The following is a 26,562-nucleotide window of genomic DNA, read 5'->3' on the forward strand; positions in this document are numbered from 1 at the left end:
CGTGGCAATTCGCCTTGCCCTGCAAGCGAGTTAGTTCGCAAAGGCGGCGATGCCGGTGATCGCTCGACCGATGATCAGCGCGTGGATGTCGTGGGTGCCCTCATAGGTGTTGACTACTTCGAGGTTGACGAGATGACGGGCGATGCCGAATTCGTCGGAGATGCCGTTGCCGCCGAGCATATCGCGGGCCGCGCGCGCAATCTCCAGCGCCTTGCCGCAGCTGTTGCGCTTGAGGATCGAGGTCAGTTCCACCGGCGGATGTCCTTCCTCTTTCATGCGGCCGAGCCGCAGACAGCCCTGCAGTCCGAGCGAGATCTCCGCCGCCATGTCGGCGAGCTTCTTCTGGATCAACTGGTTGGCGGCGAGCGGCCGGCCGAACTGCTTGCGCTCCAGCGTATATTGCCGCGCCCTGGCGTAACAATCCTCGGCAGCACCAAGCGCGCCCCAGGCGATGCCGAAGCGGGCCGAGTTGAGGCAGGTGAACGGTCCTTTCAGGCCGGTCACGCCGGGCAGAAGATTTTCCTCGGGCACGAAGACCCCGTCCATCACCACTTCGCCGGTGATCGAGGCGCGCAAGCCGACCTTGCCATGGATGGCAGGCGCCGAAAGCCCCTTCCAGCCCTTTTCGAGGATGAAACCGCGGATAAACCCGTCCTCGGTCTTGGCCCAGACGACGAAAACATCGGCGATCGGCGCGTTCGAGATCCAGGTCTTCGAGCCGGTGAGGCTGTAGCCGCCGTCGACCTTTTTCGCGCGTGTCGCCATCGAGCCGGGATCGGAGCCGTGATCGGGTTCGGTCAGGCCGAAACAGCCGATCCATTCGCCGGTGGCGAGTTTCGGCAGGTATTTCAGCTTCTGCGCCTCAGAGCCGAAGGTGTCGATCGGCACCATGACCAGCGAGGACTGCACGCTCATCATCGAACGATAGCCGCTGTCAACCCGCTCGACCTCGCGGGCGATCAGGCCGTAGGCGGTGTAACCGAGGCCGGCGCCGCCGTAATCCGGCGAGATCGTCGGGCCGAGCAGGCCGAGTTCGCCCATTTCGCGGAAGATTTCAGGGTCGGTCTTTTCATTGCGGAAGGCGTCGAGAACGCGGGGCGCGAGCTTTTCCTGCGCATAGGCATGGGCCGTATTCTGCACCATGCGCTCCTCGTCGGTCAGTTGCTCCACCAAGCGGAACGGGTCGGCCCAGTCGAAAACCTCGCGCGTATGCTGCATGTCGGCGCCTCCTCACCCTTGACTCAGGCTTGCCTCGCTCAAGGTCGCATAAACCCGCCAGCCGACCGCGTCAACAGAAGGCCGCCTCATCGAAAAGACAGGGCGCGCCATCTTTTCAAAAGCGCCGGCATGCTCCACTTTGCCGGCTATCGATTCTGGAACGAGGAGACGGAAATGTCGTCAAGCGATCTGTTCGTATCGGCTGAAGGCGCCGAATGGGTCAATCCCGAGCCCGGCGTTACCAGGCGCATCATGACCTGTCTTCCGGAGATGATGATGGTTGAAGTCGCCTTCGAGAGCGGTGCCGTCGGTGCGGCCCATTCGCATCCGCACATCCAGGCAAGTTATGTCGCCGAGGGCAGCTTCGAGGTAACGATCGACGGCCGGACCGAGGTGCTCAAGCAGGGCGGCAGCTTCATCGTGCCCCCCAATCTCGTCCACGGCGTCAAGGCGCTGGAAAAGGGCCGACTGATCGATAGCTTCACGCCGCACCGGGCTGAATTTCTCAAATAGTCAGCTTTCGGCTTCCGAGCGACGCGCCGGGCCGGCGGGAGTGACATAGGGTGGCACGAAGCGAGCATCCTCGCCGCGCACCGCCTCGCGCAGAAAGTCGATGACGGCGCGCACCCGCGGCGCCTGTTTCAGGTCGCGGTGGCAGGTGATCCAGTAATGGCGCTTGAGGTCGACCTCCTCGGGCAGCACGCGCACGAGCTCGGGATAACGGCTGGCGAAAAAATAGGGCAGGATGCAGAGGCCGAGGCCGTTTCGGGTGGCGGTGAGCTGGGCGAAGATGCTGGAACTCTGGAATTGCGGCTTGATGCGCGGATGCACATCGCTGAGATAATCCAGGCCCGGCGCGAAAATCATTTCCTCGATATAGCTGACGAAGGGATGCTCAAGCAGGTCCTCGCGGCAGGTGATGGCAGGCGCTTTCGCCAGATAGTCGCGCGAGCCATAGATCTGCAGGTGATAATCGGTCAGCTTCTCGGCAAAATAAGGCCCACCCTTCGGCTCGTCGAGCACGACGGAAAGATCGGCCTCCTTGCGCGACAGCGACATGATCTGCTGAATCGTCACCAATTCGAGCGAGAGATGCGGATGCTGGGCGGCAAAGCGGTGCAGAACGGTCGCAAAGAAGAAATTGGCAAAACCCTCGGGCGCGCTGAAGCGCACGAGGCCGCGCTGTGCCATCGAGCCATCGGCGAGGTCGGCGCGCAGCCGCTCGGTCTCCTGCTCCATTTTCTCGGCCGTTTCGACGAAACGCGTGCCCATGGCGGTCAGCACATAACCGCGCGGATTGCGCTCGAAAAGCTTGACCTTGAGGGTGAATTCCAGCCGGTCGATGCGCCGCGAGACGGTCGCATGGCTGGAGCGCAGCTGGCGGGCCGCCGTCGACAGCTGTCCGGTGCGGGCGACGGCTAGAAAAAACTGAAGATCGTCCCAAGTAAACTGCGGCGGATTGTTCATCGCGATCCCCATCTGTTCAAAAACGAACAGATACTGTTTGGAATTAGTTGTAAACCACCCGTTGCTTCAACGCGGAATTTCCGTGATCGTAGGGAGAGGGTCCGTCGTTCTGAGGAGTGCGGCTGGCCAAATCTGAACAGAACCGCAATCTGGCTCATCTCTGGGAGGAGAGAATATGCGTAAGAATCTCGTTGCATCAGTTGCATTTCTGCTGGCGAGCAGCACCGCGGTGCTCGCGCAGAGCGCGACCGACGGCAAGGTCAAGATCGGCATCCTGAACGACCAGTCGGGCGTCTATGCCGATTTTGGCGGCAAGTCTTCCGTCGAAGCCGCCAAGATGGCGGTCGAGGATTTCGGCGGCAAGGTACTTGGTGTGCCGGTCGAGATCGTCGATGCAGACCACCAGAACAAGCCTGATATTGCCTCCAACATCGCCCGCCAGTGGTATGACACCGAGCAGGTGGATGCGATCATGGAACTGACGACCTCGTCGGTGGCGCTCGCCGTGCAGGCGATCGCCAAGGAAAAGAAAAAGATCGACATCGTCACCGGTGCGGCGACGACCGATCTGACCGGCAAGGCCTGCTCGCCCTACGGCTTCCATTGGGCCTACGACACCCATGCGCTCGCCGTCGGCACTGGCGGTGCACTGGTCAAGCAGGGCGGCGACAGCTGGTTCTTCCTGACCGCCGACTATGCTTTCGGCTATTCGCTGGAGCAGCAGACCACCGACTATGTCAAGGCGAGCGGCGGCACGGTCGTCGGCGCCGTCCGCCATCCGCTGTCGACTCAGGATTTCTCGTCCTTCCTGCTGCAGGCGCAATCCTCAGCCGCCAAGGTGATCGGCCTTGCCAATGCCGGCCTCGATACCTCGAACGCCATCAAGCAGGCGGCCGAATTCGGCATCACACAGGGCGGCCAGCATCTGGCGGCGCTGCTCTTCACGCTCGCCGAAGTCCATGGCCTCGGCCTCGAAGCGGCGCAGGGGTTGACGCTCACCGAAGGTTTTTACTGGAATCGCGACGACGAAAGCCGGGCCTTCGCCAAGAAATTCTTCGCCCGCACCGGCAAGATGCCGAATATGATCCACACCGGCACCTATTCGGCGGTGACGCAATATCTGAAGGCGGTGCAGAAGGCCGGCACCGACGAGACGGAAGCCGTCGCCAAACAGCTGCATGAAATGCCTGTCGATGACGTCTTCGGTCGCGGCGGCACGGTCGGCGCCAACGGCCGCATGATCCACGACATGTACCTGCTGCAGGTCAAGAAGCCGGCCGACAGCAAGGAGCCGTGGGACTACTTCAACGTTCTCGCCACCATTCCTGGCAAGGAAGCCTATATCGACCCCGCCAAGAGCGGCTGCGATCTGGTGAAGTGAGCGCAATGGCGGTTTCCGCGATTGAAACTAAGGAAAAACCGCGGGTGGTCTTATCCGCCCGCGGCCTGCGCCGCGATTTCGGCGGCTTCACCGCCGTCAAGAACGTCGATCTCGACGTGCATGATGCCAGCGTGCATGCGCTGATCGGCCCGAACGGCGCCGGCAAGACGACGGTCTTCAACCTGCTGACCAAGTTCCTGCAGCCGACATCGGGCACGATCACGCTGATGGGCACCGACATCACCGGAACGCCGCCCGACAGGGTGGCGCGCATGGGGCTGGTGCGCTCCTTCCAGATCTCGGCGGTCTTCCCGCATCTCTCCGTTCTCGACAATGTGCGCGTGGCGCTGCAACGGCCGAACAATCTTTCCACCCAGTTCTGGCGGCCGCTCTCGGCGCTCGACCGGCTGAACGAGCGCGCCGAGCAGCTGCTCGCCAGCGTCGGGCTTTCCAAGGAGCGCGATCATATCGCCGCCGATCTTTCCTACGGCCGCAAGCGGGTGCTGGAGATCGCCACGACGCTGGCGCTCGATCCGAAGGTGCTGCTGCTCGACGAGCCGATGGCCGGCATGGGGCTTGAGGATGTCGGCGTCGTCTCGGCGATCATCCGCGATGTCGCCCGCGACCGGGCGGTGCTGATGGTTGAGCACAATCTCTCCGTCGTCGCCAATATCTGCCAGCATGTCACCGTGCTGCAGCGCGGCGAGATCCTTGCCGAGGGCGATTATGCCACTGTCAGCCAGGACGAGCGCGTGCGCGTGGCCTATATGGGCACGGAGGAGCATTGATGGCCGCTCTCCTCGAAATTCAGGGATTGAACGCCTGGTACGGCGAAAGCCATGTCCTGCACGGCGTCGACATGCGGGTGGCCGAAGGCGAGACGATCACCATTCTCGGCCGCAACGGCGTCGGCAAGACGACGACGCTGCGCACCATCACCGGCATCGTGCGGGCCCGCAAGGGCAGGATCAGCTTTGCCGGCAGCGACATGATGCAGGTGCCGCTGCACAAGACGGCGCATCGCGGCATCGGCTTCGTGCCGGAGGAGCGCGGCATCTTCTCGACGCTCACCGTGTCGGAAAACCTGCTGCTGCCGCCTGTCGTGGCGAAAGGCGGCATGACGCTCGACGAGATCTACGAGCTCTTCCCCAATCTCTACGAACGCCGCGGCAGCCCCGGCACCAAACTGTCAGGCGGCGAGCAGCAGATGCTGGCGATCGCCCGGATCCTGCGCACCGGCGTCCGGCTGCTCATTCTCGACGAACCGACGGAGGGGCTCGCCCCGGTCATCGTCCAGCGCATCGGCGAGGTGCTGCAGACGCTGAAAGGGCGCGGCATGACGATCCTGCTCGTCGAGCAGAATTTCCGTTTCGCCAGCCGTATTGCCGATCGCTTCTATCTGATGGATCATGGGCAGATGGTGTCGGAATTCCCGGTCGGCGAACTGCCGCAGCGCATGGATACGCTGCACAAGGTTCTGGGAGTGTGACCAGATGACGATGATCTTCGGCATTCCCCTGCAGGCGCTGCTCGGCCAGCTGCTGATCGGCCTGATCAACGGCTCGTTCTACGCGCTGCTCAGCCTTGGCCTCGCCATCATTTTCGGCCTGCTCAGGGTGATCAATTTCGCCCATGGCGCGCAATATATGCTCGGCGCCTTCGTCGCATATCTGCTGCTCACCTATGCGGGCATCGGCTATTGGCCGTCGCTGATCCTGGCGCCGGTCATTGTCGGCCTTGCCGGGGCGATCATCGAGCGGCTGTTCCTGCGCCGGCTCTACGATCTCGATCCTCTCTATGGCCTGCTCTTCACCTTCGGGCTGGCGCTGGCGGTCGAAGGCACGTTCCGTTATCTCTACGGCTCCTCCGGCCAGCCCTATGCGACGCCGGCAGCACTGGCCGGCGGGGCCAATCTCGGCTTCATGTTCCTGCCGATCTATCGCGGCTGGGTGGTCGTGGTCTCGCTTGTCGTCTGCCTCGGCACATGGCTGCTGATCGAGAAGACCAAGCTCGGTGCCTATCTCCGGGCCGCCACCGAAAACGCGGTGCTGGTGCAAGTCTTCGGCGTCAACGTGCCGGTGCTGCTGACGCTGACCTACGCGCTCGGCGCCGGTCTTGCCGCCTTTGCCGGCGTGCTGGCGGCGCCGATCTACCAGGTCTCGCCGCTGATGGGCTCGAACATGATCATCGTCGTCTTCGCCGTGGTCGTCGTCGGCGGCATGGGATCGATCATGGGCGCGATCATCACCGGTTATGTGCTCGGCATCGCCGAGGGCCTGACCAAGGTCTTCTATCCCGAGGCTTCAAACATCGTGATCTTCGTCATCATGGCGATCGTGCTTCTCATCAGGCCCGCGGGCCTCTTCGGCCGGGATGCTTGACATGGCTGACATCACCGACACCATTCGAACGGAAAGAAGCCGGACCGCCCTTTCGGTCCAGGCGGGCTTCCTCGCCATCGGGCTGCTGCTGCTGCTTCTGGCGCCGTTCTTCTTCTATCCGATCTTCCTGATGAAGCTGCTGTGCTTCGCGCTGTTTGCCTGCGCCTTCAACCTGCTGCTCGGCTATACCGGCCTGCTGTCCTTCGGTCATGCCACCTTCTTCGGCGGGGCGGCCTATTTCACCGCCTATACAGTGAAGGCATGGGGCCTGCCGCCGGAACTCGGAATCCTGATCGGCGTGGCGGGTGCGGCGTTCCTCGGGTTGGTGATGGGCTTCTTCGCCATCCGCCGCCAAGGCATCTACTTCGCGATGATCACGCTGGCGCTGTCGCAGATGTTCTTCTTCTTCTGCCTGCAAGCGAAGTTTACCGAAGGCGAGGACGGCATCCAGTCGGTGCCGCGCGGCCATCTCTTCGGCTTCATCGATCTGAACAGTTCCACCAACATGTATTATTTCGTGCTTGGTGTGTTCATCGTCGGTGTGCTGATCATCTGGCGTTTCATCAACTCGCCCTTCGGCATGATCCTCAAATCGATCCGTGAGAACGAAAACCGGGCGATCTCGCTCGGTTATTCCGTGGCGCGTTACAAGCTCGGCGCCTTCGTCATGTCGGCAGCGCTTGCGGGGCTGGCGGGCGCGGTGAAATCGATCGTCTTCCAATTCGCGACCCTGACCGACGTCGCCTGGCAGATGTCGGGCGAGGTGATCCTGATGACACTGCTCGGCGGCATCGGCACGCTGATCGGCCCGCTCTTCGGCGCCGGGCTGGTGGTGGCGCTGGAAAATTACCTCGCCACCTCGGAATTCCCGGTGACGATCATCACCGGCATCGTCTTCATGATCTGCGTGCTGATCTTCCGCCGCGGCATCATCGGCGAATTCTACGCTTCGCGGCTGGGGCGGAAGCTGGGCTTCGTCTATCGCCGCTGAACGGGCGGACCTCTTCCCGTCCGCGGGGAGGGGAAGCGGCAAGCATCTGGAGTTCGTGCAGGGCACACATGGATCGTTACGACTATATCATCATCGGGGCGGGCAGTGCCGGCTGCGTGCTGGCCAACCGGCTGTCGGCCGATGGCCGGAGCCGGGTGCTGCTGCTTGAAGCCGGGGGCAGCGACAATTACCATTGGATCCACATCCCGGTCGGTTATCTCTATTGCATCAACAATCCGCGCACCGACTGGTGTTTCACCACCGCGCCGGAAGCCGGATTGAACGGCCGGGCGCTGAGCTACCCCCGCGGCAAGGTGCTCGGCGGCTGCTCGTCGATCAACGGCATGATCTATATGCGCGGCCAGGCGCGCGATTACGATCTCTGGCTGCAGATGGGCTGCAGCGGCTGGGGCTGGGACGATGTCCTGCCCTTCTTCCGCAAGTCCGAGGATTTTTATCGCGGCGAAGACGAGATGCACGGCGCCGGCGGCGAATGGCGCATCGAGAGAGCGCGGGTGCGCTGGGCGGTGCTCGATGCCTTTCAGCAGGCGGCGAGAGAAGCCGGCATTCCGGAGACGGCGGATTTCAACCGCGGCAGCAACGAGGGTTCCGGCTATTTCGACGTCAACCAACGTTCCGGCATTCGCTGGAACACCTCCAAAGCCTTCCTGCGCCCGGCGCGCAAGCGCTCCAACCTGAGCGTTCTGACCAAGGCGCAGGTCCGGCGGCTGCTGGTCGAGGAGGGGGCCGTCGCCGGTGTCGAATTCCAGCACGATGGCGTGGCGAAACGTGCCTATGCGGGCAAGGAAACCATCCTTTCGGCCGGGTCGATCGGTTCGCCGCATATTCTGGAGCTCTCAGGGATCGGCAGGGGCGAGGTTCTCCAGCGGGCGGGCGTCGATGTCATCACCGAGGTGAAGGGCATTGGCGAGAACCTGCAGGACCATCTGCAACTGCGGCTCGCCTATAAGGTGACCGGCGTTCCGACACTGAACGAGAAGGCGACGAAGCTGATCGGCAAGGCGGCGATCGGGCTCGAATATCTCGTCCGCCGCTCCGGGCCGATGGCGATGGCGCCGAGCCAGCTCGGCATCTTCACCCGCTCGGGCCCGGACCGGGAAACGCCCGACCTGCAATATCACGTACAGCCGGTCTCGCTGGAGAAGTTCGGCGATCCCGTCCATCCGTTCCCGGCGATCACGGCCAGCGTCTGCAATCTGAGGCCGGAAAGCCGGGGCTCGGTACACCTGTCGAGCCCGGATTTTGCCGCGCAGCCGACGATCAGCCCAAGGTACCTCTCGACGCAGCGCGATCGTGACATAGCTGTCCGTTCGATACGGTTGACGCGCAGGATCGTCGCGCAGCCTTCCTTCGCGAGGTTCCGGCCGGAGGAATTCAAGCCCGGTCCCGCCTATCAGACCGAAGTCGATCTGGAGCGGGCGGCGGGCGATATCGGCACGACGATCTTCCATCCCGTCGGCACCTGCCGCATGGGCGCCGACAGGGACAGCGTCGTCGATCCGCGGCTGAGGTTCCGGGCGCTCGGCAAGCTCAGGATCGCCGATGCCTCGGTGATGCCGTCGATCACCTCGGGCAATACCAATTCGCCGACGATCATGATCGCCGAAAAGGCAGCGGCGATGATCCTCGAAGACAATCGATAGGAGAAGACCATGGCAAGGATCGCATTCATCGGGCTTGGCAACATGGGCGGGCCGATGGCGGCCAATCTCGTCAAATCGGGTCACGAGGTCCTCGGCTTCGATCTCGCGGCCTCGGTGCTGAAGGCGGCTGAGGCGGGCGGCGTCAAGCCGGCAAGCCATGCCAGCCAGGCGGTCAAGGACGCGGAGATCGTCATCACGATGCTGCCGCAGGGCAGGCACGTGCTGACGGCCTGGACCGATATCCTGCAGGCCACGGCGCAGGGCACGCTTGTCATCGATTGCTCCACCATCGACGTCGACAGCAGCCGCAAGGCGCATGAGATGGCCAAGGCCGCAAGCTGCCTGTCGCTCGACGCGCCCGTCTCCGGCGGCACCGGCGGGGCGAGCGCCGGCACCCTGACCTTCATGGCGGGCGGCTCGGACGAGGCCTTCGCCAGGGCGAAACCCATTCTCGAGGCGATGGGCAAGAAGATCGTCCATTGCGGCGAGGCCGGTGCCGGCCAGGCGGCAAAGATCTGCAACAACATGATCCTCGGCATCTCGATGGTCGGCGTATGCGAGGCCTTCGTGCTCGCCGAAAAACTCGGCCTCTCGCATCAAGCGCTGTTCGACGTCGCCTCGACTTCATCCGGCCAGTGCTGGTCGATCAATACCTATTGCCCGGTGCCCGGGCCGGTGCCGACCTCGCCGGCCAACAACGACTACAAGCCGGGTTTTGCCGCGGCACTGATGCTGAAGGATCTGAGACTGTCGCAGGAGGCAGCGCTGGCGAGCGGCGCGTCAACGCCGATGGGTGCCGAAGCGGCCCAGCTTTTTGCGCTCTTCGAAAAGCAGGGTAACGGCGGACGGGATTTCTCCGCCATCATCGAGATGTTTCGGGAAAAGCCGTAAACGAAACCTACAGGAGATAGCTGACCGGCTCGTTTCGAACCGGATGGGGAAAGACGCCCATGCCGACGCCGAAAATCGAGTGCAGCTTGTCAGCCTGCATGATCTCGCCAGGCGTGCCTTCGGCGGTGATCTGGCCGCGGTTGAGCGCGACGATCGCGTCGCAATAGCGTGCGGCGAGGTTGATATCGTGCAGCACGATGATAACGGTCAGCCCGCGTTCGTGGCTGAGCTCCTGCACCAATGAGAGGACGCTTGCCTGATGGGCAAGGTCGAGCGCGGAGGTGGGCTCGTCGAGCAGCAGGCAGCGGGCGTCCTGGGCGAGCATCATGGCGATCCAGGCGCGCTGACGCTCGCCGCCGGACATGTTGGCGACGAGACGGTCGGCAAAATTCTCGAGCTCGGTACGGACGATCGCGTCCTCGACCTTGTTACGATCGGTGGCGGTGAAGCGGCCGAGCGTGCCGTGCCAGGGAAAACGGCCAAGCGCGATCAGTTCCCGCACGGTCATCCCATCGGTTGCCGGCGTGAATTGCGGCATGTAGGCGATATGCCGGGCAAACTCGCGGGCGCCCCAATCACCGGCCGGCTTGCCGCCGAAGGCGATGGCGCCGGATTTCGGCGCGACCTGGCGGGCGATGATCTTCAAAAGCGTGCTTTTGCCGGAGCCGTTCGGCCCCACCAGACCGTAGATACGGCCCTGCTCGAGCGTCAGGTCGATGCCACGCAGGATGGATTTCGGCCCGATGGCATATTCGATTCCCGACAGGGCAAGGAAAGGCGAAGGCATGGTCTGCTCCGGGTTCGGTGTCGCACGGGTTCGGGGAGGGCGAACCCTCCCTTTCCTTGCAAAACTAAACCGGAATTGTCAACTTACGCTTCGGACATTAACCCTTCGACACGGAGAAGTGCAGTTTGCTGTCCCCGAACAGGATGTCGATCTCGCCAGGTTCGGTCAGTTCGATCGCGCCGCTCAACGTACCTGTGGTGATCAGCGCGCCTGCCTTCAGCGATGTCTCGGGGCGCAGACCGTCATTGGCGTAATCGACCAGCCAGGTGAGAACGTCACCCTTCGGATGCTGGGCCGGACCGTCATAGATCGTGCGGCCGCCATGGGTGACCTTGAGCGGCGTGCCGACGGCGGTATCGACGGCGCTTTTGTCGAGCTGCGGGCCGAGGACGTAGCCGCTGTTGCCGAGGCGGTCTGATGTAAACAGCAGAAAGGAGACGCTGCCGCCTTCCTTGACGGCGCTGACCAGCAGCTCGGCGCCGAGATGGACAGCGGAGATCGCCTCGACCGTGTCGGCGCGGCTATAGGGAGTGCCGGTGCGGATCGGCAGATCCTTGCCAAGGCGCACGGCGATCTCGGTTTCGAATTTCATGCCCGGATACCAGGGGATGCTGGCGCTCGAGGCGGCCTCGGCATAGGGATGCAGCGGTGCGGTGACCGCCTGGCCCTGCGGCGAGACCGTCACCTTCCAGGCATTGCTGGAGATGTCGTCGGCGGAAGTCAGGAAATTCTGCGCCTCCATCGCCTGATGCAGATCGGCCGGCAGCGTGAAAGTGCCGGTTTCCTCCTGCCTGCCGGCCTGGCGCAGGCTATGAAGCCGGGCCGCGAGCCCGCGCGGATCGAATGTCTCTGTCATGCTGTCTCCTCGAATTGATTTTCGAGGGGCACACTAACCGCAAGGCAGGGGGGAGCAAGGACGTTGTTGAGCCGTATTTGGAAAAGCTCTTATTCCATCGCCGCGTACCAGCGATCGCGATAGGCGGCCAGCTCCGCGATCTCGGCAGGCGGAACACGCGTTTCGGCGCCGGATACCGGCCGGATGCCGGTGAGAAGGGCGGCACCCTGGCTGGTGCCGGTCGAGCCGGGAAGGGCGAGGACCTCGCGGCCGGCAAGCGCCGCAAGCAGCTTCAGATAGGTCTCGTTGAGCGCAAAGGGACCCTCGACGATAACCGGGCCTTTGGCGCCGATCAGTCCGAGACAGGCATCGGTCATCAAAGCGAGATAGAGGCAAGCGGCGGCGTGGCGCTCCTCGCGGCTCGCTCCTTCGGCGCCGATCCAGCGGCTTGCCTTGCCGGGAAAAGGTCCGGAGCCGGGGGCCATGTTAGGCAGCAGCATCACGCCCTTTTCGATGGCTGGGCCGATCGCCGCCTGGGCGGCCTTTTCACCGACGGGACCGATCTCGGCCGAAAGGATTTCGAACTCCCGCCCGCCCATGAAACGCGAGGAGGGGACGGCCCGGCCATAGGCATCGACATTGGCGAGCGCATCGCGTTTGGCATCGAGGTGATCGAGATCGCCGCCGACGCCGAAATTGATGACCCAGGTGCCGGTGGAGACGACGGCGAAGGGGGCTTCCCGATGGACCAGATGCGGCAGCAGCGAGGCGTTGGAATCGTGAATGCCGCAATAAACCCGCACCGGCGCGGCAAGCCCGAGCTCTTCGGCGATCCCGGGCAGGACCGGGCCGAGCGCATCGAAGGCGGAGCGGATCGGCGCCATCAGCGCGCGGATGCCGAGCCTGTCGACGAGCGACGAATAGTCTGATGTTTTCGGGTTCCAGAGGTCGGTGTGGCAGCCGAGCGAGGTCAGCTCGTTGGCGGCGACACCGGTCAGCCGCGCCGTCCAATATTGCGCATAGGTGAGAATAGTCGCGACCTTGGCGAATGCCTCGGGGAAGGCGCTCTTCTGGTAGTGCAGCTGTGCGCCGACATTGAGGCCCATCGTAAGCCGCGGCGAGAAGGTTTCGTCGAAGGCGGGACGCAAGGCCGTATAGGCATCGCGGATTTCCTCGGGGTATTCATGTTCGTAGTCGATCACAGGCATGGCGAGTTCACCGTGCCGATCGAGCAGGGCGGCTGCGGCGCCGTGGGTGGTGATCGAAATGGCGTCGAAGCCCGGTTCCCTCGCCAGGCGCTTCAACGCATCGAGCGCGAAGGACCAGAGCGCCTCTATGTCGTAATGCGGGTAGGGGCCGGTCTTTATCGTAACGTTCGGCCGTTTCAGCACGGCGATCTCGGCGCCCGTCCCGCTGTCGAGCACGACAACCTTGGCATTGGTCTTGCCGATGTCGAGTACGGCGATGCGGCGATAGGAGGGAGCGGTCATGGCATATGGAAGAGGGTGACGAGGTCGCTTTGAACAGGCGAATTATCCGGATTTACAGCCATGATGTCGGCCATGTGTGCCCACCATTTCTTCATGACCGGATGTTCCGGCAGGCTCGCCATGGTGTGGTCGGCCGGCCGCGTCAACACGCCGAACAGGGTATTGGTCTGACGGTCGAGATGGATGGAATAGTCGCTGGCCCCCGACTGATGCAGGAGATCGACCAGTTCCGGCCAGATTTCGTCATGCCGCTTGCGGTATTCGGCTTCCATGCCGGGATTGAGCTGCATCTTGAAGGCGTGTTTTTCCAAAGTCATCGGGAACTCATGAGCTTGATGCGGCGGGCGATGATCGGGATGGCAATGGTGATGATGAGGAGCAGGCCGATGAAGATCGACATGACGATGCCGGGCACGTTCAGCAGGCCGAGGCCGAAGGTGACGAGGCCCATGACGAAGGCGGCGATGACGACGCCGCCGATCGTGCCGGAGCCGCCGAGGATCGAGATGCCGCCGAGCACGACCATGGTGACAACCTCGAGCTCCCAGCCTTGCGCGATCGACGGCCGGGTCGAGCCGAGGCGCGAGGTCAGACAGACGGCGGCGATGCCGCTCATGATGCCGGTCAGCAGGAAGAGGATGAATTTGACGCGCTCGACCGGGATGCCGGAGAAGCGGGCGGCAAAGTCGTTATTGCCGATCGCATAGACCTGCCGGCCGAAATTCGTCGCATGCAGCAGAATGGCGAAGGCGATCGCCAGCACGATGAACAGCACGAATTCGAAGGAGAATACCCAGACGACATAACCCTGGCCGAAATAGGCGAAGTCGGCGGGATATTTGCCATAGGCCTGATCGCCGAGCACGATATAGGAAATGCCGCGGAAAAGACTCATCGTACCGATGGTGACGACGATTGACGGCAGTTTCAGCACCGAGACCAGGACGCCGTTGAAGGTGCCACAGACAAGGCCGGTGCCGATGCCGATCAGCACCAGGCCCGGCGTGCCGATGCCGAACTGGGCTGCCGCCCCCATCGCCGTCGAAGCGAGCGCGATGATCGCAGCGACCGACAGGTCGATTTCGCCCGAGATGACGAGCAGCGCCATGGCGAAGGCGATCATCGCCTTTTCCGTGAAGTTGAAGGTGGCGTCCGAGAGGTTCCAGGCATCGAGGAAATAGGGCGAGGCCAGGGAATTGAAGATGAAGATCAGGACGGCGACGCCAAAGAGCAGCACTTCCCAGCTGGCGACGATGCGCCGCAACGGCGTGCCGAGGCGATCGGGGATGACCCGCTTTTCGGGTGTGGACACGGTGCTCATGCTGCGGCCCCCGTTCTGATCTCGGCTGCGGCGCGGTCGCGCAGGATGATGCGGCCCCGGTTGCGTTCACGCCGGGCGTTGAAGGCGACGGCGAGAATGATGACGGTTCCGGAGATCGCCATCTGGGTGAAGGGTGAAATGCCGATCACCGGCAGCGCATTCTTGATGACGCCGAGGAAGAGCGCGCCGAGCACAGTGCCGGCGACCGAGCCGACGCCGCCGGCAATCGATATGCCGCCGATGACGCAGGCAGCCACGCTGTCGAGCTCGAAGCCGTTGGCGATATCGACATAGGCGACGGCATAACGCGATACCCAGAGATAGCTCGAAAGCCCGGCGAGCGCCCCTGACAGAACGAAGGCGAGGAATTTTGTCCAGCCCGTATCGATGCCGGCATAGACGGCGGCGGTCGGATTGCCGCCGGTCGCATAGGCCGAGCGGCCGAACTGGGTATATCGAAGCAGCACATACATCAGCAGCACGATGATAATGCCGACCCAGCCGAGCACGGGCAGACCGAGGATCGGCGTGCGCGGCACGGACAGGAAGATCGGCGTCATCTGGTGGGCGTTGACCCAGGCTCCGCCCGAGAGCACGAAGGCCATACCGCGATAGATGGTGAGCGTGCCGAGGGTGACGACGATCGGCGGGATTTCCAGCGCCCAGACGAGAAAGCCGTTGATCGCGCCGAGACAGGCGCCGATGACGATAGCCATCAGGATCAGCACGACGAGCGGCAGATCGGGATGGGCGGCATTCATCATCGCGATCGCCATGCCGGTAAAGGCGAGATTGGCGGCGACCGACAGGTCGATCGATTTCGTCAGGATGACCGTCATCTGCGCCAGCGCCAGGATGATCAGGATCGAGGTGTCGTTGAAGATCCCGGCGAGATTGTCCGGTGTGGCGAAATCGGCTGCCCGCGTCGAAAAGATCGCGATCATCACGACGATGATGAGGAACAGCAGGGTTTCGCGTTTTCTGATCAGTCTTGCCATACTTCTACCTCATGCATTGCCGGTGGCGGCGCGCACCAGCGCTTCCGGCGACAGTTCGGCCCGCTCGAAAATTCCGGCGGCGAGCCCTTCCTTCATCACCAGAACCCGGTCCGACATGCCGATGATCTCGGGCAGTTCGGAAGAGACCATGATGATCGACAGGCCCTCGGCGGCAAGTTCGCTGATAAAGCCGTGCACGGCCGCCTTCGAGCCGATGTCGATGCCCTTTGTGGGTTCGTCGAGAATGATCACCTTCGGCGACGTCGCCAGCCATTTGCCGATGACGACTTTCTGCTGGTTGCCGCCCGACAGCGTGCCGACCGGCACGGAAAGCGCGGCGGCGCGCAGATCCAGCCGCTCGGCATATTTGCGCGCAAGCGCGAATTCTTCCGCCGCTCTCAGAAAGCCGCGGCGCGAGGTGCGGGTGAGCGAGGGCAGCGTCATGTTCTGGAAGATCGGCATCGGCAGTGCCAGCCCGTGCCGGCCGCGTTCTTCCGGCACATAGACGATGCCGGCGCGGATCGCATCCTGTGGCGAATGGATGGTGATCTCGCGGCCTTCGAGCATCATCGTGCCGCAGAGCGGCCGGGTGATGCCGAAGAGGGATTGGGAGAGTTCCGAGCGGCCGGCGCCGATCAGCCCGTAAATGCCGAGAATCTCGCCCTTGCGCAGGGTGAAGGAAATGTCGCGGAATTCGGTGCGGTGGCTGTAGTTGCGGATTTCCAGCACCGGGCCGCCAATGGCGACATTGATCTTCGGGAAAGCGTTCTCGACGTCGCGGCCGACCATCATGCGGACGATCTCGTCCTGCGGCGTGTCCTTGAGCCGGCCCTGGCCGATGGCGCGGCCGTCGCGGAAGACGACGAAATCGTCGGCGATTTCGTAAACCTCATCGAACTTGTGGCTGATGAAGAGGATCGCCTTGCCCTGTTCCTTCAGGCCCCGGACAATGCGGAAGAGATCGTCGATTTCCTTGCGGGAAAGGGCGGCCGTCGGCTCGTCCATAATGACGATGCGGGCCTCGATCGACAGAGCGCGGGCGATCGCCACCAGATGGCGCTGCGCAATGGAGAGGTCCTTGAGCCGGATGGTCGGATCGATATTGCTTTCGAGCGCGGTCAGCAGCGTCTTCGAGCGGTTGTTCATCGCCTGCCAGTCGATGGTGCGCAGGCGCGTGCGCGGCGCATGGCCGAGGAAGATGTTTTCGGCAACCGTCAGCTCGTCAAAAAGCACGGTTTCCTGATGGATGGCGGTGACGCCGGCATCGATTGCCGCCTGGGCGCTGGCAAAACTCGTCGGCCGGCCGTCGACCAGGATCTCGCCTTCGTTCGGCCGGTAGATGCCGGTCAGGATCTTGACGAGCGTCGATTTGCCGGCACCGTTTTCGCCGATCAGCGCCGTCACCGTGCCGGGATGAAGGGCGATGCTGACATTGTCGAGCGCTTTCACGCCCGGAAAGATCTGGGAGATGCCGCGCATTTCCAGAATGGCGGGCGCATCGCCGGTTTTGCTGTCCGTGACGGTTTGTTGAAAGGCGGCGTTCATCAGATTTCTACCAAATGTCGAAAGGGAAATCCCGGCGGCAAGGCCGCCGGGATCTTATTCGTCGGCTGTGGATCAGAAGACCTTGGAGAACTGGTCGATGTTCGCAGCATTGTAGACGAAGGGATCGGCCATAGCGGCTTCGCCGTTGTCGCCGATCTTGATCTTGCCCATGCGGCCGGCTTCGATTTCGCTGCCCGGCTTGCCATCGGCATCACCCTTTGCCAGGTGATAGGCGATCTGGGTTGCGGAGTAGCCGAGGTCGATCGGGTTCCAGATGGCGAATTCCTTGGTGGCGCCCGACTTGATCGCGCCGGCCATTTCGGACGGCAGGCCGAGGCCGGTGACGTAGACCTTGCCGACGAGACCCTTGTCTTCGACGACCTTGGAAGCGGCGAGAACGCCGACCGTCGTCGGAGCGACGATGACCTTGACGTTCGGGTTCGACTTCAAGAGGCCTTCGGCTTCACGATAGGACTTGTCCGAGAGGTCGTCGCCGTAAACCGTGGTGACGAGGTTGAGACCCGGGAAATCCTTGAGCTGCTTCTTCATCTGGTCGATCCAGATGTTCTGGTTGGTCGAGGTGGTGGTTGCCGACAGGATGGCGAAGTCACCCTTGCCGCCGTCGAGATGGTCCTTGACGAGCGTCAGGCACATCTTGCCGATCAGCTCGTTGGACGAAGGGTTGAGCTGCAGGATACGGCCTTCCGGCGCAACGCCCGAATCCCAGGAGATGACCTTGATGCCGCGCTGGGTCGCCTTCTTCAGTGCGGGGACAAGTGCATCCGGATCGTTGGCCGAGACGGCGATGGCGTCGACGCCCTGGGCGATCAGCGAGTTGATGACTTCGATCTGGCCTTCGGCCGTCGTCGAGGTCGGGCCGGTGTAGATCACTTCTACGCCGCCGAGTTCCTTGGCGGCTTCCTGGGCGCCCTTGTTGGCGGCGTCGAAGAAGCCGTTGCCGAGCGATTTGACGACGAGGCCGATCTTGATGTCCTTGGCGCTGGCAGTGCCGGCCATCATAGCGACGGCAAGCGCTGCGCCGAGCGCCAGTGTCTTTGCGAATTTCATGTCACTTTCCTCCCATTAAGATTTAGACTTCCACACCTCGGCGGCGCCTCATGCGACCGACGAGGAATCCTCCTTCGCAAGCTGCGCCACCGGGGTCGCGACAACCAGCCGGACACCGGCATTCTCGACCATGCGAGCTGCCTCTTCCGAAATCCCGTCATCGGTGATGATCGCAGAGACGCGGTCGAGCGCGCAGAGAATGAGGCTCGACCGGCGATTGAATTTGCTTGAATCGACCATGACGACGAGTTCGTCGGCCTGGTGCATCAGCTTCTGCTCGCTCTGAATGATGAGGGCGTCCGCCTCCATGATGCCGAGCGGGCCGACGCCCTGGGCGCCGATGAACATGCGTCGCGCATAAAAATTGCGGATCGCGTCATTGTCGAAAGGCGACAGGATGAGGCTCTGCTCGCGATAGATCGCGCCGCCCGGCACCGTCACCGTGTTTTTGGAATGTTTGACCAGATGTTCGGCGATGGCAAAAGAATTGGTCATCACCTGCAGGCGATGGCCGGCCATGTAATGCACCATCTGGAAGGTTGTCGTGCCGCCGTTGATGATGATGGCATCGCCCGCTTCGCAGAGATCGACAGCTGCGCGGGCAATTGCACGTTTTTTATCGATGTTGACTGATTCTGAAACCCGGAAGGGCCGGCCGGCGAGATTGCCGAGCTGCGGCGGATGCACCGCTTCGGCGCCGCCGCGGACGCGACGGATCTTGCCCTGCACATGAAGAGCCGCAATGTCGCGCCGGATCGTCGCTTCGGAAGCTTCCGTCAGCTCGGCAATGTCCTGGATCGTCACCACCGACTTTTCCTGAACAGCGCTTAAGATGATGCGATGGCGTTCGCGTTCGTGCATTGGGCTCCTCCTCTTGTCACATTTATTTCGCATCCCTTAATGACTGTCAATCACAAACGATCATAAATTTTCATATTGCGATGCAGCATAATCGAATATGATCGTTTTCGATTGACAAGCACACTTTTGATGCGCGATACCGTGAGCGAAAGGGCGCGCTGATCGCGGCCCCTGACAAGCCTATATGGGAGGATGATATGGCGGCGAACGTCCGGCTTCTGGATAACCGGTGGGATGATGCATATGCGGCAGGCCTCGATGAGCCCGGCAAGCTGCTCTATCGCTCCAACCTGCTCGGCGCCGACAAGCGCATCACCAATTACGGCGGCGGCAACACCTCGGCGAAGGTGATGGAGACCGATCCGCTGACCAGCGGCACGGTCAAGGTGCTCTGGGTCAAGGGCTCCGGCGGCGATGTCGGCACCATCAAGCTCGACGGCTTTGCCACACTCTACCAGGACAAGCTGGAAGCGCTGAAATCAATCTATAAGGGCGTCGAAGACGAGGACCGCATGGTCGGCTTCCTGCCGCATTGTACCTTCAACCTCAATGCCCGCGCCGCTTCGATCGACACGCCGCTGCACGGCTTCGTGCCGTTCACCCATGTTGATCACATGCATCCCGACGCCATCATCGCCATTGCCGCATCGAAGAATTCCAAAGAGCTGACGCAGCAGATCTTCGGCGCCGAGATTGGCTGGCTGCCCTGGCGCCGTCCGGGCTTCCAGCTCGGCCTCGATCTCGAAGCCTTCGTCAAGGCGAACCCGAATGCCAAGGGCGTCGTGCTCGAAAGCCACGGCCTCTTTACCTGGGCTGATGATGCCAAGGCCTGCTACGAGCTGACGCTCGATATCATCAACAAGGCGATCGTCTGGTTTGCCGAAAAGACTGAAGGCAAGACGATTTTCGGCGGTGCCGTCGCTGAGAGTCTGCCGGTTGCCGAACGCCGCGCCATCGCTGCCCGGCTGATGCCTGAGATTCGCGGCCGCATCGGCAAGCAGGAGCGCAAGCTCGGTCATTTCGACGATCAGGACGCCGTGCTCGAATTCGTCAATTCGAAGGATTTGCGCCCGCTCGGCGCGCTCGGCACCAGCTGCCCCGATCATTTCCTGCGCACCAAGATCCGACCGCTGATCGTCGATTTCGATCCCGCCAAGCCGGATGTCGACGCGATCGTTGCCGGCCTCGACCAGGCGCTGGAGGATTACCGCGCCGATTACGCCCGCTATTACAACGACTGCAAGCATGACAATTCGCCCGCCATGCGCGACGCCAATCCGGTCATCTTCCTCGTTCCCGGCGTCGGCATGCTGTCCTTCGCCCGCGACAAGGCGACGGCGCGCATCGCCAGCGAATTCTATGTCAACGCCATCAACGTCATGCGCGGCGCTTCGACGGTCTCGGAATATCAGGGCCTGCCGGAGCAGGAAGCCTTCGATATCGAATACTGGCTTCTCGAAGAGGCCAAGCTGCAGCGCATGCCGAAGCCGAAGAGCCTCGCCGGCCGAGTGGCCTTCGTCACCGGCGGCGCCGGCGGCATCGGCCGGGCGACCGCTGCGCGCCTCGTCGGCGAGGGCGCCTGCGTGGTGCTTGCCGATATCGACCAGGCGGCGCTTGAGGGCACCGAGGCCGATTTCGTCAAGAAGTTTGGCGCCGACGCGGTGCGCAGCGTCCGGCTTGACGTCACCAAGGAAGATGCGGTGATCGCCTCCTTTGCGGAAGCCTCGGTCGAATTCGGCGGCATCGATATCCTCGTCTCGAATGCTGGCATTGCCTCCTCCGCGCCGATCGAAGCCACCGAGCTTGCGACGTGGAACCGCAATATCGATATTCTGGCGACCGGCTATTTCCTGGTTTCGCGCGAAGCCTTCCGCCTGTTCCGCCGTCAGGCGCTCGGCGGCAACATCGTCTTCGTCGCCTCGAAAAACGGTCTCGCCGCTTCGCCGAATGCCGCTGCCTATTGCACCGCAAAGGCCGCCGAGATCCATCTCGCCCGCTGCCTGGCGCTGGAAGGTGCCGATGCCGGCATCCGCGTCAACACGGTCAACCCGGATGCGGTGCTGCGCGGTTCGAAGATCTGGAGCGGCGAATGGCGCGAGCAGCGCGCCGCCTCCTCGAAGATCGAGGTGGATGATCTCGAGGAACATTACCGCAAGCGTTCGATGCTGAAACTCAACGTGTTTCCGGAGGATATCGCCGAGGCGATCTATTTCCTGGCATCGGACCTTTCGGCAAAATCGACCGGCAATATCATCAACGTCGATGCCGGCAACGTGCAGAGCTTTACGCGGTAATTTTGATCGGCGGCGGATGCGTCTGCCCCTCACCCTAACCCTCTCCCCGTCGTGACGGGGAGAGGGACTTGCCCAACGAAATGTTGGAGTGGGACGGAGACGATGCGCCACACCCCCTTCTCCCCGTCTGAACGGGGAGAAGGTGCGGGCAGGCGGATGAGGGGCGGCCCAACGGCGGTCCCAATGTAGAAATTGCATCAGTGGGAGGAAAGAATGGCCGAGTTCAGGATCGCGCAGGATCTCATCGCGACGGATAACGACAAGCGGGCGACCGCACTGAAAGCCGATTACGAGGCGCTGGGTGCGAACCTTGACCGCCGCGGCGTCGATATCGAGGCAATCACCCGCAAGGTCGCGGAATTTTTCGTCGCCGTTCCCTCTTGGGGTGTCGGCACCGGCGGCACGCGTTTTGCCCGCTTTCCCGGCACGGGCGAGCCGCGCGGCATCTTCGACAAGCTCGACGATTGCGCCGTCATCAATCAGTTGACGCAGGCGACACCGAATGTCTCATTGCATATTCCCTGGGACAAGGCGGATGCCAAGGAATTGAGGGCCAGGGGCGATGCGCTCGGCCTCGGTTTCGATGCGATGAATTCGAACACTTTCTCTGATGGGCCGGTACAAGCCCATTCCTACAAATACGGCTCGCTCAGCCACACCGACGCGGCGACGCGGGCACAGGCGGTCGAGCACAATCTCGAATGCATCGAGATCGGCAAGGCACTCGGGTCGAAGGCGCTGACCGTCTGGATCGGCGACGGCTCGAACTTCCCCGGCCAGAGCAATTTCACCAAGGCGTTCGAGCGTTACCTCGCCTCGATGGCTGACATTTACCAGGCGCTGCCCGACGATTGGAAGCTGTTCACCGAGCACAAGATGTACGAGCCGGCCTTCTATTCGACGATCGTGCAGGATTGGGGCACCAACTATCTGATCGCCCAGACGCTCGGTCCCAAGGCTCATTGCCTCGTCGATCTCGGCCATCATGCGCCGAACACCAATATCGAGATGATCGTCGCCCGGCTGATCCAGTTCGGCAAGCTCGGCGGCTTCCACTTCAACGATTCGAAATATGGCGACGACGATCTCGATGCCGGCGCGATCGATCCCTATCGGCTGTTTCTCGTCTTCAACGAGTTGGTCGATGCCGAGCAGCGTGGGGTCAACGACTTCAACCCGGCCCATATGATCGACCAGTCGCATAATGTCACCGACCCGATTGAGAGCCTGATCAACAGCGCCAACGAAATCCGCCGCGCCTACGCGCAGGCGCTGCTCGTCGACCGCAAGGCGCTGTCCGGCTATCAGGACGACAATGACGCGTTGATGGCGTCGGAAACGCTGAAGCGCGCCTATCGCGCCGATGTCGAGCCGATCCTCGCCGAAGCCCGGCGCAGGTCCGGCGGCGCGATCGACCCGATCGCGGCCTATCGCGCCAGCGGCTACCGCAAGAAGGTTGCGGCCGAGCGCCCGGCTTCGGTTGCTGGCGGCGGCGGTATCATCTGAACTTCAGTCGCCGGCAGCGTAGGGGTGATTCGCTGCCGGCAACCGCATCTACGGCTTCCAGGCGCCGGCGATCTGCCGTGTGGCGATGTTCAGCCGATTCCAGACATTGATATTGGCGATGGCGATGACGAGGGCCGCGAGGCTCTTGCCGTCATAGTGCCGGGTCGCCTCGTCCCAGATCTCGTCGGGCACGGGGTCGGAACGGTCGCTGGTGCGGGTCACGGCCTCGGTCAGCGCAAGGGCTGCCCGCTCGGCACCGCTGAAATAGGGCGTGTCGCGCCAGGCGCTGACGGCAAAAAGCCTTTCATCGGTCTCGCCGAGCTTCTTGGCGATGCGCGGATGACCGTCGATGCAGACGCTGCAGCCGTTGATCTGGCTGGCGCGCAGATTGACGAGTTCCAGCAGCTTCGGCGAAAGGCCAGCCTCGGCCGGCACCTTCGCAAGCGCCGTCAGCGCCTGCATGGCGGCGGGAAGCACCAGGGCGGGATTTCCCATTCTCTCCTGCATGACCAATTTTTCCTGCATGATATGTCTCCTTGATGCATTTTGCTCTTCGACGATCCGCCGGCGCTGTCACACCGGCCGGGTTTCATTCGTCATGGGCTTGACGGAACGCAGCGAAGGAATGTGACGGATGAACGAGAAAAAATGGCTGGCCGATCAATTCGAGGCGAACCGGGCGCATCTGCGGGCGGCGGCCTATCGCATGCTCGGCTCGCGCAGCGAGGCTGAAGACGCCGTCCAGGAGGCCTGGCTGCGGCTCAACCGCGCGGATACGACCGACGTCGGCAATCTCGGCGGCTGGTTGACGACAGTTGTGGCGCGCATCTGTCTCGACATGCTGCGTGCGCGCAAGACCCGGCGGGAGGAGCCGCTGGAGATGCCGGTTCATGCCGCGATCGCCGATCCGGCAAACGATCCGGAGCGCGATGCGGCCTTCGCCGAATCGGTCGGCGTGGCCTTGCTCGTCGTGCTGCAGACGCTGGCGCCGGCCGAGCGTGTCGCCTTCGTGCTGCATGACATGTTCGATCTGCCTTTTGACGAGATCGCGCCGATCATCGGCCGCACGTCCGCCGCCGCCCGGCAGCTCGCAAGCCGCGCCCGCCGCCGAGTGCAGGGCACGGAAGAGGCGCCCGATGTCGATCTCGGCCACAAGCGGACGATCGCGGAAGCCTTCCTGACGGCATCGCGCAACGGTGATCTCGAGGCGTTGCTTGCCGTGCTTGCCCCCGATGTCGTCTTCCGGCCGGATGCGACGGCAGCGCGATTCGGTCCATTTGGCGGAAGGCGCGGCGCGTCCGAGGTCGCAGAGCTGTTCAAGGGCCGGGCACAGGCGGCGGAAGCCGCGCTCGTCGACGGCGAAGTCGGATTCATCGTCCGCATCAAGGACGAACTGCGCGTCGTCGTGACGCTGACCATCGCCGACGGGAGGGTGACGGTAATCGACGCCTTCGCAGATCCGGATTATCTCGAACACGTCAACTATTCCGTGCTTTCCAGCTGAAACAGACGGCGATCCGGTGCTCCTTCAGTAGGTGGATTTCAGATTGGCGCGCCTTCGCCAGCATTTTTCGCGGCCGTCCTCGTCGCGTCATTTTGCTTGACAGGCGCACCTCCAGCTTTATTCTATTATAAAGATTTATATAACATAACTGTGGAATGACGCGATATGAGCAAGTCCGGCGACCAGGCGAAAAAGCCGCTCCTTCTCACCAATGTGAAACCGATGGCTTTCGGTGCGGGGACTGCGGAAGGGGCGCTCGACATTCTCGTCGATCGCGACGGCAAAATCGCAAAGATCGGTCCGGCGCTCGCCGTTTCTGAGGATGTGACCCGCATCGACGGCAAGGGCGCCTTCGTCTCGCCGGGCTGGATCGACCTGCATGTGCATATCTGGCATGGGGGCACCGACATTTCCATTCGTCCCTCCGAATGCGGTCTCGAGCGCGGCGTCACGACGCTGGTCGATGCCGGTTCGGCTGGTGAGGCGAATTTCCATGGCTTCCGCGAATATATCATCGAGCCCTCGCGCGAGCGCATCAAGGCCTTCCTGAACCTCGGCTCGATCGGCCTTGTCGCCTGCAATCGCGTCGCCGAGCTCAGGGATATAAGAGATATCGATCTCGACCGGATCCTTGAAGTCTACGCCGAAAACAGCGAGCACATCGTCGGCATCAAGGTGCGCGCCAGCCATGTCATCACCGGCTCCTGGGGTGTCACCCCTGTCAAGCTCGGCAAGAAGATCGCCAAGATTCTGAAAGTGCCGATGATGGTGCATGTCGGCGAACCGCCGGCGCTCTATGACGAAGTGCTGGAGATCCTCGGTCCCGGCGATGTCGTCACCCACTGCTTCAACGGCAAGGCGGGTTCGAGCATCATGGAGGACGAGGATCTTTTCAATCTCGCCGAGCGCTGCGCCTCCGAGGGCATTCGCCTCGACATCGGCCACGGCGGCGCCTCCTTCTCCTTCAAGGTGGCGGAAGCGGCGATCGCGCGCGGGCTGCTGCCGTTCTCGATCTCGACCGACCTGCACGGCCATTCGATGAATTTTCCGGTCTGGGACCTGGCGACGACGATGTCGAAGCTGCTCAGCGTCGGCATGCCCTTCGACAAGGTGGTCGAGGCCGTCACCCATGCACCGGCCTCGGTCATCAAGCTGTCGATGGAGAACCGGCTTTTGGTCGGCGCGCAAGCCGAATTCACCATTTTCGACCTTGTCGATTGCGAACTCGAGGCGACGGATTCCAACGGCGACGTTTCGGTCCTCAGCAAGCTGTTCGAGCCGCGTTACGCGGTGATGGGCGCCGATGCCGTTGCAGCCAGCCGCTACGTGCCGCGGGCGCGCAAGCTGGTGCGCCACAGCCACGGTTATTCCTACCGTTAGGACCGGCCGTCGGCTTGGTTCGGCGACCGAGGAAAGCCTTAGCGGTTGCGCCAGCCCATCAGCTTTTCGATCCGCTCCGCCGAATTGCGTACATGCGCGGTATAGTGGTTCTCGTCGGAGAAGGCTTTCTGCTCCGGCAGCACGATGGAAATGGTGGCGACGCAGTGGCCATCGCGGTCGCAGATCGGCGAGGCGATGCAGGCAACCGCATAATCCGATTCCCCCGCCTGGATCGACAGGCGCGCCTCAAAGGCCTTGGCGGCGGCTTCCGACAGCGTGCTTGGATCGATCTCGGCGCGGCCGGTCGGAGACGAGCGGGCGCAGCGCTTGAACAGCTCGATGCGCTCCTCTTCCGGCAGATGGCCGACAAGCAGGCGGCCCGACGCCGTCCAGTTCAGCGGCACCCTTGTGCCGACGCGCGACGCCACCTGGAAGTGGCTCGGGCCATCGGCCATGGCAAGCACCAGCATATAATCACCGTCGCGGCCGCAGACCTGCACGGTTTCGCCGGCCTGGCGGCAGAGATCGTGCATTTCGTGGGTGGCGATGCTCATGAAATCCAGCGACCGGGCATAGGCGAGCCCGTAGTGATAAAGCCGTGCGCCGAGCCAGATGGAACCATCAGCCTGGCGTGTCAGCATGTTCTTCTCGACCAGATCGTCGACGATGACGTAGACGGTCGACAGCGGCGCCTTCACGGCCTTGGCGATGGCATAGACACCGGCAGGCGATCCCGTCTCATAGAGATGATCGATCACCTGAAGCGCCCGGTCGATACCGCTGACGCGCGCGCGCCGCGCGCCCTTGCCGGCGGCTTCCTCGGAATGGCCCTCGTCTTCGGCGTAAACTGCGGGTGATGTTTTTCCGTCCAATTCCATGCACCTCGTTAAAACTGCGATCATGTTACATTACTATGGCATAGCGGTCGCTGTGGCAAATCGCAACATTTTGTAGGTTGATCGTGCGGAGGAATGTGGCAG

25 protein-coding genes are annotated in these 26,562 nt (G+C 62.6%); 12 read left to right on the forward strand and 13 right to left on the reverse strand.

The window, feature by feature from the left end; translation table 11 throughout:
• Positions 1 to 30 precede the first annotated feature (30 nt).
• Positions 31 to 1,218: an acyl-CoA dehydrogenase gene (locus OS035_RS12585; protein ID WP_183778051.1), complete on the reverse strand. Its 1,188-nt coding sequence runs from the start codon at positions 1,216 to 1,218 to the stop codon at positions 31 to 33.
• Positions 1,219 to 1,392: 174 nt separating this feature from the next.
• Between OS035_RS12585 and OS035_RS12590 the strand changes: the two genes are divergently transcribed.
• Positions 1,393 to 1,731 carry a cupin domain-containing protein gene (locus tag OS035_RS12590; protein ID WP_097629064.1) on the forward strand — a complete coding sequence of 113 codons (339 nt, stop codon included), beginning with the start codon at positions 1,393 to 1,395 and terminating at the stop codon, positions 1,729 to 1,731.
• Here OS035_RS12590 and OS035_RS12595 read toward each other — a convergent pair whose 3' ends face one another.
• Positions 1,732 to 2,685: a LysR family transcriptional regulator gene (locus OS035_RS12595; RefSeq protein ID WP_183778053.1), complete on the reverse strand. Its 954-nt coding sequence runs from the start codon at positions 2,683 to 2,685 to the stop codon at positions 1,732 to 1,734.
• 175 nt (positions 2,686 to 2,860) lie between these two features.
• Between OS035_RS12595 and OS035_RS12600 the strand changes: the two genes are divergently transcribed.
• The 7 genes from OS035_RS12600 to mmsB all read left to right on the forward strand — a co-directional run bounded on the left by OS035_RS12600 (position 2,861) and on the right by mmsB (position 9,993).
• The gene (locus tag OS035_RS12600; RefSeq protein WP_183778055.1) at positions 2,861 to 4,066 is read left to right on the forward strand and encodes an ABC transporter substrate-binding protein; all 1,206 of its coding nucleotides are present in this window, start codon (positions 2,861 to 2,863) and stop codon (positions 4,064 to 4,066) included.
• Positions 4,067 to 4,071: 5 nt separating this feature from the next.
• Positions 4,072 to 4,854: an ABC transporter ATP-binding protein gene (locus tag OS035_RS12605; protein WP_097628949.1), complete on the forward strand. Its 783-nt coding sequence runs from the start codon at positions 4,072 to 4,074 to the stop codon at positions 4,852 to 4,854.
• Positions 4,854 to 5,555 carry an ABC transporter ATP-binding protein gene (locus tag OS035_RS12610; protein WP_003594592.1) on the forward strand — a complete coding sequence of 234 codons (702 nt, stop codon included), beginning with the start codon at positions 4,854 to 4,856 and terminating at the stop codon, positions 5,553 to 5,555. Before OS035_RS12605 ends, OS035_RS12610 begins: the two co-directional genes overlap by 1 nt.
• 4 nt (positions 5,556 to 5,559) lie before the next feature.
• Complete coding sequence (locus tag OS035_RS12615) at positions 5,560 to 6,447, forward strand: branched-chain amino acid ABC transporter permease (protein WP_003553893.1); 888 nt, start codon at positions 5,560 to 5,562, stop codon at positions 6,445 to 6,447.
• Position 6,448: 1 nt separating this feature from the next.
• Positions 6,449 to 7,438, forward strand: coding sequence for a branched-chain amino acid ABC transporter permease (locus OS035_RS12620; RefSeq protein ID WP_131710857.1), 990 nt, complete (start codon positions 6,449 to 6,451; stop codon positions 7,436 to 7,438).
• 68 nt (positions 7,439 to 7,506) lie between these two features.
• The gene (locus OS035_RS12625) at positions 7,507 to 9,102 is read left to right on the forward strand and encodes a GMC family oxidoreductase (protein WP_183778057.1); all 1,596 of its coding nucleotides are present in this window, start codon (positions 7,507 to 7,509) and stop codon (positions 9,100 to 9,102) included.
• A gap of 9 nt (positions 9,103 to 9,111) precedes the next feature.
• Positions 9,112 to 9,993 carry a 3-hydroxyisobutyrate dehydrogenase gene (gene mmsB / locus OS035_RS12630; protein WP_183778059.1) on the forward strand — a complete coding sequence of 294 codons (882 nt, stop codon included), beginning with the start codon at positions 9,112 to 9,114 and terminating at the stop codon, positions 9,991 to 9,993.
• Between the two features lie 7 nt (positions 9,994 to 10,000).
• Here mmsB and OS035_RS12635 read toward each other — a convergent pair whose 3' ends face one another.
• The 9 genes from OS035_RS12635 to OS035_RS12675 form a co-directional block, all read right to left on the reverse strand.
• Positions 10,001 to 10,780 (reverse strand): ABC transporter ATP-binding protein, encoded by a 780-nt coding sequence (locus OS035_RS12635; protein ID WP_183778061.1) that lies wholly within the window; start codon positions 10,778 to 10,780, stop codon positions 10,001 to 10,003.
• A gap of 97 nt (positions 10,781 to 10,877) precedes the next feature.
• The gene (locus OS035_RS12640; protein WP_183778069.1) at positions 10,878 to 11,636 is read right to left on the reverse strand and encodes a fumarylacetoacetate hydrolase family protein; all 759 of its coding nucleotides are present in this window, start codon (positions 11,634 to 11,636) and stop codon (positions 10,878 to 10,880) included.
• A gap of 89 nt (positions 11,637 to 11,725) precedes the next feature.
• Positions 11,726 to 13,105 (reverse strand): FGGY-family carbohydrate kinase, encoded by a 1,380-nt coding sequence (locus OS035_RS12645; protein ID WP_183778070.1) that lies wholly within the window; start codon positions 13,103 to 13,105, stop codon positions 11,726 to 11,728.
• Positions 13,102 to 13,422, reverse strand: coding sequence for an L-rhamnose mutarotase (rhaM, locus tag OS035_RS12650; RefSeq protein ID WP_097628956.1), 321 nt, complete (start codon positions 13,420 to 13,422; stop codon positions 13,102 to 13,104). The genes OS035_RS12645 and rhaM overlap by 4 nt, the downstream gene beginning before the upstream one ends.
• Positions 13,419 to 14,426, reverse strand: coding sequence for an ABC transporter permease (locus OS035_RS12655; RefSeq protein WP_097628957.1), 1,008 nt, complete (start codon positions 14,424 to 14,426; stop codon positions 13,419 to 13,421). Before OS035_RS12655 ends, rhaM begins: the two co-directional genes overlap by 4 nt.
• Positions 14,423 to 15,424: an ABC transporter permease gene (locus tag OS035_RS12660; RefSeq protein ID WP_097628958.1), complete on the reverse strand. Its 1,002-nt coding sequence runs from the start codon at positions 15,422 to 15,424 to the stop codon at positions 14,423 to 14,425. The genes OS035_RS12655 and OS035_RS12660 overlap by 4 nt, the downstream gene beginning before the upstream one ends.
• Positions 15,425 to 15,433: 9 nt before the next feature.
• Complete coding sequence (locus tag OS035_RS12665) at positions 15,434 to 16,969, reverse strand: sugar ABC transporter ATP-binding protein (protein ID WP_183778072.1); 1,536 nt, start codon at positions 16,967 to 16,969, stop codon at positions 15,434 to 15,436.
• A 72-nt stretch (positions 16,970 to 17,041) separates the two neighbouring features.
• Complete coding sequence (gene rhaS, locus OS035_RS12670) at positions 17,042 to 18,037, reverse strand: rhamnose ABC transporter substrate-binding protein (protein WP_183778074.1); 996 nt, start codon at positions 18,035 to 18,037, stop codon at positions 17,042 to 17,044.
• A gap of 48 nt (positions 18,038 to 18,085) precedes the next feature.
• Positions 18,086 to 18,898: a DeoR/GlpR family DNA-binding transcription regulator gene (locus tag OS035_RS12675; RefSeq protein WP_097628961.1), complete on the reverse strand. Its 813-nt coding sequence runs from the start codon at positions 18,896 to 18,898 to the stop codon at positions 18,086 to 18,088.
• 197 nt (positions 18,899 to 19,095) lie between these two features.
• Between OS035_RS12675 and OS035_RS12680 the strand changes: the two genes are divergently transcribed.
• Both OS035_RS12680 and rhaI read left to right on the forward strand, forming a co-directional pair.
• Complete coding sequence (locus tag OS035_RS12680) at positions 19,096 to 21,192, forward strand: bifunctional rhamnulose-1-phosphate aldolase/short-chain dehydrogenase (protein WP_183854567.1); 2,097 nt, start codon at positions 19,096 to 19,098, stop codon at positions 21,190 to 21,192.
• Positions 21,193 to 21,405: 213 nt separating this feature from the next.
• Positions 21,406 to 22,698, forward strand: a complete 1,293-nt coding sequence (gene rhaI, locus OS035_RS12685) for an L-rhamnose catabolism isomerase (RefSeq protein WP_183778078.1) — start codon at positions 21,406 to 21,408, stop codon at positions 22,696 to 22,698.
• Positions 22,699 to 22,746: 48 nt separating this feature from the next.
• Here rhaI and OS035_RS12690 read toward each other — a convergent pair whose 3' ends face one another.
• A complete protein-coding gene (locus tag OS035_RS12690; RefSeq protein ID WP_037074429.1) occupies positions 22,747 to 23,205 on the reverse strand; it encodes a carboxymuconolactone decarboxylase family protein in 459 nt (152 codons plus the stop codon).
• Between the two features lie 127 nt (positions 23,206 to 23,332).
• Between OS035_RS12690 and OS035_RS12695 the strand changes: the two genes are divergently transcribed.
• Together OS035_RS12695 and OS035_RS12700 are read left to right on the forward strand one after the other, a co-directional pair.
• The gene (locus tag OS035_RS12695) at positions 23,333 to 24,202 is read left to right on the forward strand and encodes a sigma-70 family RNA polymerase sigma factor (protein WP_183778080.1); all 870 of its coding nucleotides are present in this window, start codon (positions 23,333 to 23,335) and stop codon (positions 24,200 to 24,202) included.
• Positions 24,203 to 24,367: 165 nt separating this feature from the next.
• Positions 24,368 to 25,582, forward strand: coding sequence for an amidohydrolase/deacetylase family metallohydrolase (locus OS035_RS12700; protein WP_183778082.1), 1,215 nt, complete (start codon positions 24,368 to 24,370; stop codon positions 25,580 to 25,582).
• Positions 25,583 to 25,620: 38 nt separating this feature from the next.
• Here the strand turns inward: OS035_RS12700 and OS035_RS12705 are convergent, their stop codons facing one another.
• A complete protein-coding gene (locus OS035_RS12705; RefSeq protein WP_131710852.1) occupies positions 25,621 to 26,460 on the reverse strand; it encodes an IclR family transcriptional regulator in 840 nt (279 codons plus the stop codon).
• Positions 26,461 to 26,562: the final 102 nt, after the last annotated feature.

Origin of the sequence: Rhizobium sp. 268 (assembly GCF_036571585.1) — a bacterium.
Classification (GTDB): Bacteria; Pseudomonadota; Alphaproteobacteria; order Rhizobiales; family Rhizobiaceae; genus Rhizobium; species Rhizobium redzepovicii.